The following is a 7,043-nucleotide window of genomic DNA, read 5'->3' as shown; positions in this document are numbered from 1 at the left end:
TCAAAGACCGAAGGGTGGGGATCGGTATCGAACTGGTATAGGAGTTTTTTCATCGGCGGGCATTGTATCAAGCCGCGGTGGTCACCAGATGCTGCGGTTTGCCTGATGCCCACGCGTCGATGTTGTCGACCAACTGATCCGCGAGAAATTGCATTGCGCCGTCCGATGCCCAGGCGATGTGCGGCGTCAGTATGAAATTGGGCCGCCGCACGTCGAGCAGCGGATTGCCGTTCTTCGGGGGCTCCACGGTGAGCACATCGAAACCCGCACCGGCAATCAAACCTTCGTCGAGCGCCTGAATCAACGCAGCCTCGTCCACCAATCCGCCGCGCGCCGTGTTGATGAGCAGCGCGTTGCGCTTCATCTTGCGGAACGCCTGAATATCGATCAGGTTGCGTGTCGCCGGCAGCAGCGGGCAATGCAGGGAAATGACGTCGGAGCGGGCCAAAACCTCGTCCAAAGGCGTGAACAGTACGTCCTGCATTTTCGGCGGAGGATGATCGGCGAACAGCACCTGCATGCCGAAAGCGCGACCGATGGCAGCGGTGCCCTGACCGATCGCGCCCTCACCGATGATGCCCAGCGTGGCGCCGTGCAAATCCCCGATATCATGGGTGAGGAAACAGAATTGTTCCGATTTGTTCCACACCCCTGCCTCGACGTCCTGCCGGTAGCTGAGAAGGTTGCGCCTCAGGGCCAGAATCATTGCGAAGGCGTGCTCCGGCACCGTGTGCACGGCGTAGTTGCGGATATTGGCGACGGCGATCCCGTGCTCATTGCAGTAGGCAAGGTCCACCACGTCGTAGCCGGTGGCTGCCACCGCGATCATTTTCAGCTGCGGAAGCCGGCTCAAGGTGTCGGCGCGCATCGGGACTTTATTGATGATCGCCACATCGGCGCCGCTGAGACGCGCAACGATTTCCTCGACGGCGGTTTTCGAGTGCTCGATGTATTCCGCGGGGAACGCAAATCGGCGCATTCTCGCCTTGAGCGAAGCGCGATCGAGGAACACCACGCGCATGGTCAAGAATTTCGCCAGTAGGATTGCGCGGCGGCAACACCGCTGCCCGGCTCGATGTTCATGCCGATGTCGAGCATCGCCATTTCCGATCCGGCGAGCGCGCCGAGCAGCATGAGTTCATTCAGATCCCCCAGGTGACCGATGCGAAACAGTTTGCCCGCTACTTTCGAGAGGCCCGCGCCCAGCGACAAATTGTAGCGCGTGTATGCGCGTGTAATCACGGCGGCTGCATCGACACCGGGCGGGACCAGGACAGCTGTCACCGTATCCGAATACCACTTGGAGTCGGCCGCGCAGAGTTTGAGTTTCCAGCCCTGCATCACAGCTGCGCGCGCGCCGCCGGCGAGATATCGATGCCGCCGGAACACGTTCTCCAAGCCTTCCTCGGCCAGCATGCCGAGCGATTCGCGCAAGGCATACATCATCTGCAGCGAGGGCGTGTAGGGAAAGTAGCCGGACGCATTGGCTGCGACCATGTCGCCGAAATCGAAGTAGCAGCGCCGCGAGGTGGTGCGCTTGGCGGTCTCGAGCGCCTTTTGGCTCACGCACACGACACCCAGTCCCGCCGGCAGCATCAGGCCTTTCTGCGAACCGCTGATGCAGACATCCACAGCCCATTCGTCCATGCGAAAGTCGATGCTGGCCAGAGCGCTCACCGCGTCCACGAAAAGCAGTGCCGGATGTTGGATGCTGTCCATCGCACGGCGCACGGCCGCGACGTCGCTGGCCACGCCTGTGGCCGTTTCGTTCTGACAAACCAGAACCGCCTTGATGGTGTGCTGCCGATCCGCCTCCAGCGCCGACAGGTATCGATCAATGGGCGCGCCTTCACCCCATGGGGTCTCCAGGATTTCGACCTCGAAACCTAAGCGCCGGCACATGTCCGCCCATAAATGGCTGAATTGTCCGAAGCGCGCGATGAGCACCTTCTCGCCGGGACTGAGGCAATTGGTGAGCGCAGCTTCCCAACATCCGGTGCCGGAAGACGGAAATAGGATGGGATGGCCGACGGTCGTTTTGAATACCGTCTTGAGGCCTTCGAGGCAGGCTTGGGTCAGCCGCGGAAAATCGGGTGAACGATGGTCTTCGGCGGCAACCGACATCGCTCGCAAAATCCGGTCCGGAACATTCGTAGGGCCCGGAACAAACAGAAAATTTCGACCGGCCATCGGCGATCTCCTGAGATTATGTGGCGATCATGCTGGCATTAGGCTTAATCGACTCCGTCGATGGACACTCAAATTGCGAGTATCCTCAAGGCCTGGGTGTCCAAACGGGCCGCTAAGAATGCCTGCCCAGATCATTATGATATATGAGATATCAGGAGGGAATCATGCGTATTGCCATTGTGGGCCAGAGGGATTTCGGGAAGGCCGCCATGGACGCGTTCGTGAAGCGCGGGGATACGGTGGCCGGAGTTTTCTGCGCTCCTGAGAAGCCAGGCGAGGCGGCCGATCCGCTACGGTTGGGTGCGGAGCAGCTGGGAATCCCGGTCTATGCGCTCCCTTCTTTGAGGGTGGAAGAGGCGCGCCAAGCGCTGCAGGCGCTGCAAGTTGATCTGGCCGTTCTCGCCTACGTGCTGCAATTCGTGCCCCAGGACTTCGCGACGATTCCACGTCATGGAACGATTCAATTTCATCCCTCCCTGCTGCCGCGCTATCGCGGCCCGAGTTCGATCAACTGGCCCATCATCCTGGGCGATACGCGGACGGGACTGACGATATTTCGGCCCGTGGACGGACTCGATGAAGGTCCGGTCATCCTGCAGAAGGAGACTCACATCGGACCCGACGAAACCCTCGGCAAGCTGTACTTCGGCAGGCTGTTTCCGATGGGGATCGAGGCGCTCATGGAGGCGGCGGATTTGGTGGTGAGCGGGCGAGCCGCCATCACGGTGCAAGATGAGACTTGCGCGAGTTACGAAGGATGGTGCCGCGACCCCGAAGCACACATCAACTGGCACACGCATGTGGACCAAACCTATAACTTGATCCGCGGCTGCGATCCGGCGCCGGGCGCCTGGACATTATTCAATCAGAAAAGACTTCACTTGTACGACGCCCGCAAGCACTCGTCGCGCACGTTTTCGCAGGTCAAAGGCCGGATTGGCGCGGTCACCGCCATCGATGAACAAAGCGTGCGAATCTCATCTCAAGGTGGGCAGATCGAAGTCTTCAAGGTCCGCTACGACGGCGGTAAAAAACTGCCCGCGCCGCAGTTTTGCGCTGAAGCCGGCCTGGCTCTCGGCACCATTTTGGGAGCGTGACTCAAACGGTCAACACGATCTTGCCGATGTGGTCCGATGATTCCATCAACCGATGGGCTTCACTGGCCTCCGCCAGGGGAAATGTCTTGAAGATGACGGGCCGCACCTCGCCCGACTCGATGAGCGGCCAGACGTTCTCGCGCACCGCGTCGGCCACCGCGGCCTTTTGTGCCACTGTCCGCGACCTCAAGGTTGAGCCGGTGAGCGTCAGCCGCTTGACGAGGATCATGCCGACATTGATTTCCGCGCGCGAGCCGCCGAGCAGTGAGATCGTGACGACACGGCCCTCGACAGCGGCAATGTCGAGGTTTCGCTGCACGTAGGTCCCTGCGACCATGTCGAGCGTGATGTCGACGCCATATCCCTTGGTCGCCGCGCGGATCACCTCGACAAAATCCTCGGTCTTGTAGTCGATCCCTCGAACGGCGCCCAATGCTTCGCAGGCGCGCGCCTTTTTTTCGGATCCCGCCGTTGCGTATACGCTCGCACCCCAGGCCTTGGCCAGCTGAATGGCGGTGGTACCGATGCCGCTGGTGCCGCCGTGAATGAGCACGACGTCGCCGGCCTTGCAGCGCCCGCGCTCGAACAAATTGGTCCACACCGTGAGAAACGTTTCTGGAATGGCTGCTGCCTCCACCATGCTCAGTCCCTGAGGGATGGGCATTGCCAGCGGTGCGGCGACAATGGCGTAGCCCGCATAGCCGCCGCCGGGCAGCAAGGCTGTGACCTTGTTTCCGACGGACACGCCGGAGACCTTGGCTCCCAGTTGGACGATTTCTCCCGCGATCTCCATGCCGGGTAAATCGGATGCGCCCGCCGGCGGTGGATAGCGGCCTTGACGCTGCATGACGTCGGGCCGGTTGACGCCCGCGGCTTCAACGCGTACGAGCACCTCATTTTCTGCCGGCTTCGGAACCGGACGCACCGCAGTCCGTAACTGCTCGGGTCCGCCGGGCGCCGCGATTTCAATCACCGTCATCTCGCGAGGCACGCTCATTCGGCTTCTCCGCTCAGCAAATTTCAAAAGGGCCGTCAATCTAGACGCTTCGCGATAATTGGGCAAGATTGCATCGAATTGCGGCAAGATACTCGCGTGTTCATCCGGCAACTCGATTACCTGGTCACGCTCGCGCGCGAAAAGCATTTTGCCAAGGCCGCAGAGGCCTGCCATGTTTCGCAGCCGGCACTGTCCTCGGCAATCCGCAGTTTGGAAAAAGAACTGGGCATCATGATCGTGCAGCGTGGCCGGCGCTTCATGGGATTGACGGTTGAGGGCGAACGCGTGCTCCAGTGGGCGCAGCAGACGCTCACCTCGCTCTCGCACATGCGCGAAGATGCCACGATCGCCAAGTCCAGCATGGCGGGAACTCTGCGCATCGGCGCGATTCCGACCACCATGACCGTGACGGCGTTCATCACGGCGGCGTGCCGTGCGCTCTATCCAAACGTCCGCTACGCGATTTCTTCCTTGAGCACCGAAGCTATTGCCGGCCAGTTGGACCAATTCGAATTGGATCTCGGGCTGACCTACTTGGATGAGAAAACCCTCGACGGCTTCGAGTCGTTGCGTCTCTTCGATGAACGCTACGTTCTGTTGTCCAGCCGCAATGCGAAGCTCGATCCAACCGTGACCTGGGAGCAGGCGGGGCGCTTGCCGATGTGCCTGCTGACCGGAAAAATGCGCAATCGCCAGGTGATCGACGCCGCCTTCCGGCGCGCTGGTGCCAAGGCCGACGTGATTCTGGAAACCGATTCCATTTTTTCGCTGTATGCCCACGTCAGTGAAGCGGGCTTGTTCAGCATCGTGCCGCACAGTCTGCTGAATTTTTTCGATATGGCGCGTGTCCAGGCACGGCCCGTACTGCCGTATTTGACGCGTGCCATTGGTTTGATCGCACGCAACCGCCCCGCGCTTGCACCGGTCACGGCCGCAGTGTGGGAGATCGCGCGAGGACTCGAGCTGCAGAAGCGCTTCGATCTCGCGTTGGACTAGATTTCCTCGCGCCGGCCTGGAATTCCTGCTTCATTAGCCGTGCCTATTAGGCGATCAATCTAAACGATTAGACGCCCATTTCTCTTGATTCCACACTCGAAGGCGCCACTTAAAGTGTTGGCGCCGGCATTTAAAGCCGGGCCGGGAGTTAGAGCTATGGACCAGAAAGTTGACCTGAAACAGTATGAATTGTTCATCGATGGCAAGCACGTCGCGCCGAGCACGGGCGAGTACACCATCGATCTTGATCCGGCGACCGAAGAGCCGATTGCCGAAGTTGCGCAAGGCGGTAAGGCCGACGTCGACAAGGCCGTGAGCGCCGCGCGCGCCGCGCTGAAAATTTGGGGCGGTTTGCGCGCTGCGGAACGCGGCCGCATTCTGCACCGCGCGGCCTCCTTGCTGGAGCAGTACCAGGAAGAACTCATCGAGATTGAGAGCCTGGATGCCGGCAAGCCGCTCGCTGCCGTGCGGCGCCAGGACATGGCAGCGGTCATCGACACCGTCCGCTACTACGCGGGTTGGTGCGACAAGATCACGGGACAGGTGATACCGGCGCGGCCGGATGCGCTCACGTACACGGTGCGCGAGCCGGTGGGCGTGGTCGCGGCCATCGTGCCTTGGAATTTCCCCCTCATGATTGGCATGTGGAAGATCGCGCCGGCGTTGGCCTGCGGCTGCACAGTCGTGGTCAAGCCCGCGGAGCTGACCCCGCTCTCGATGCTGCGCGTCGCTGAAATATTTCTCGAGGCAGGATTGCCGCCGGGAGCACTGAATGTCGTCTGCGGCAAGGGCAGCGTGGTGGGGGAAGCCTTGGTGCAACACCCGGGAGTCGACAAGGTGACCTTCACCGGTTCTCCCAAAGTCGGCCGCGGGATCATGCAAGGAGCCGCCGGCAATTTCAAAAAGGTGACGCTGGAACTCGGCGGCAAATCCGCCAATGTCATCTTCGCGGATGCGAATCTGGACCGGGCCGTGCGCGCAGCCTCATCCGGCATCTTCTTCAATGCCGGGCAGGTATGTTCGGCGGGCTCGCGGGTCCTGGTTGAGCGGGCCGCATATGACGATGTGGTGCAGCGGCTGGCCGAACGTGCGCGCGCGATCCGTGTCGGTGATCCCGCGGATCCGAAAACCACGATGGGACCGGTCATCTCCGCCGGACAGATGCGCACGGTGCTCGACTACATCAAGATCGGGAAGGCTGAAGGCGCGTCGGTGATCACGGGCGGATCTCGCCTCGGCGATCAGGGCTACTTCGTCGAGCCGACGGTGTTCGCCAATGTTGAACATGAAATGCGCATATCCCAGGAAGAGATTTTCGGGCCGGTGCTGTCCGTCATTCCATTCGACGACGAGGAAGACGCGCTGCGCATCGCCAACGGCACGGCCTACAGCCTGGCGGCCGGCGTTTGGAGCGCGGATATTGGTCGCGTGCATCGCATGGCGGCGGGACTCAAGGCCGGCACCGTGTGGATCAACACCTATGGTTACACCGACGTGCGCCTGCCCTGGGGCGGTTCGGGCGAATCCGGCTTAGGGAGAGAGCACGGTGACGCGGCCATCGACAATTTCACGCAGCCAAAAGCGGTCTGGTTGGCGCTCGATCAATAAGTAAAATGGCGGCTGCTTCCTGCAGCCGCCTATTGTCGGAATTTTCCTACACGAAGTTCAGTGCAGCCCTGCCCGGGAAGCTTGGACTTTCGCCGATCGCTTTGACAAGCTTTCGAGCCATGTGCACACCTAGAAAAGCCGGCGTATAACGGCTA

General features: G+C 61.0%; 6 protein-coding genes. 3 read left to right on the top strand and 3 right to left on the bottom strand.

Going from position 1 to position 7,043, the window contains the following annotated elements; genetic code table 11:
- Window positions 1–67: 67 nt before the first annotated feature.
- Both VGO10_RS03195 and VGO10_RS03190 read right to left on the bottom strand, forming a co-directional pair.
- Window positions 68–1,027 carry a D-2-hydroxyacid dehydrogenase gene (locus VGO10_RS03195; RefSeq protein WP_349258913.1) on the bottom strand — a complete coding sequence of 320 codons (960 nt, stop codon included), beginning with the start codon at window positions 1,025–1,027 and terminating at the stop codon, window positions 68–70.
- Window positions 1,024–2,190 (bottom strand): aminotransferase class V-fold PLP-dependent enzyme, encoded by a 1,167-nt coding sequence (locus VGO10_RS03190; RefSeq protein WP_327465078.1) that lies wholly within the window; start codon window positions 2,188–2,190, stop codon window positions 1,024–1,026. The genes VGO10_RS03195 and VGO10_RS03190 overlap by 4 nt, the downstream gene beginning before the upstream one ends.
- 164 nt (window positions 2,191–2,354) lie before the next feature.
- Here VGO10_RS03190 and VGO10_RS03185 point away from each other — a divergent pair, with 164 nt between their 5' ends.
- A complete protein-coding gene (locus VGO10_RS03185; protein WP_327465076.1) occupies window positions 2,355–3,287 on the top strand; it encodes a methionyl-tRNA formyltransferase in 933 nt (310 codons plus the stop codon).
- A 1-nt stretch (window position 3,288) separates the two neighbouring features.
- On the opposite strand, the gene VGO10_RS03180 is transcribed toward VGO10_RS03185, so the two are convergent.
- Window positions 3,289–4,266 carry an NAD(P)H-quinone oxidoreductase gene (locus tag VGO10_RS03180; RefSeq protein ID WP_327465074.1) on the bottom strand — a complete coding sequence of 326 codons (978 nt, stop codon included), beginning with the start codon at window positions 4,264–4,266 and terminating at the stop codon, window positions 3,289–3,291.
- A gap of 114 nt (window positions 4,267–4,380) precedes the next feature.
- Between VGO10_RS03180 and VGO10_RS03175 the strand changes: the two genes are divergently transcribed.
- Window positions 4,381–5,280 (top strand): LysR family transcriptional regulator, encoded by a 900-nt coding sequence (locus VGO10_RS03175; RefSeq protein WP_327465072.1) that lies wholly within the window; start codon window positions 4,381–4,383, stop codon window positions 5,278–5,280.
- A gap of 156 nt (window positions 5,281–5,436) precedes the next feature.
- Window positions 5,437–6,888 (top strand): aldehyde dehydrogenase family protein, encoded by a 1,452-nt coding sequence (locus VGO10_RS03170; RefSeq protein WP_327465070.1) that lies wholly within the window; start codon window positions 5,437–5,439, stop codon window positions 6,886–6,888.
- Window positions 6,889–7,043: the final 155 nt, after the last annotated feature.

The organism is Baekduia sp. (assembly GCF_035996765.1).
Taxonomy (GTDB): Bacteria; Actinomycetota; Thermoleophilia; order Solirubrobacterales; family Solirubrobacteraceae; genus Baekduia.
The sequence above is the reverse complement of the archived record's forward strand: the minus strand, read 5'-3'. Positions and strand labels throughout refer to the sequence as shown.

Bases quoted from the DNA above. Each gene is read 5' to 3' on its own strand.
- VGO10_RS03180 (WP_327465074.1), bottom strand. From the start codon at position 4,266: ATGACGGTGATTGAAATCGCGGCGCCCGGCGGACCCGAGCAGTTACGG.
- VGO10_RS03185 (WP_327465076.1), top strand. From the start codon at position 2,355: ATGCGTATTGCCATTGTGGGCCAGAGGGATTTCGGGAAGGCCGCCATG.
- VGO10_RS03170 (WP_327465070.1), top strand. From the start codon at position 5,437: ATGGACCAGAAAGTTGACCTGAAACAGTATGAATTGTTCATCGATGGC.
- VGO10_RS03190 (WP_327465078.1), bottom strand. From the start codon at position 2,190: ATGGCCGGTCGAAATTTTCTGTTTGTTCCGGGCCCTACGAATGTTCCG.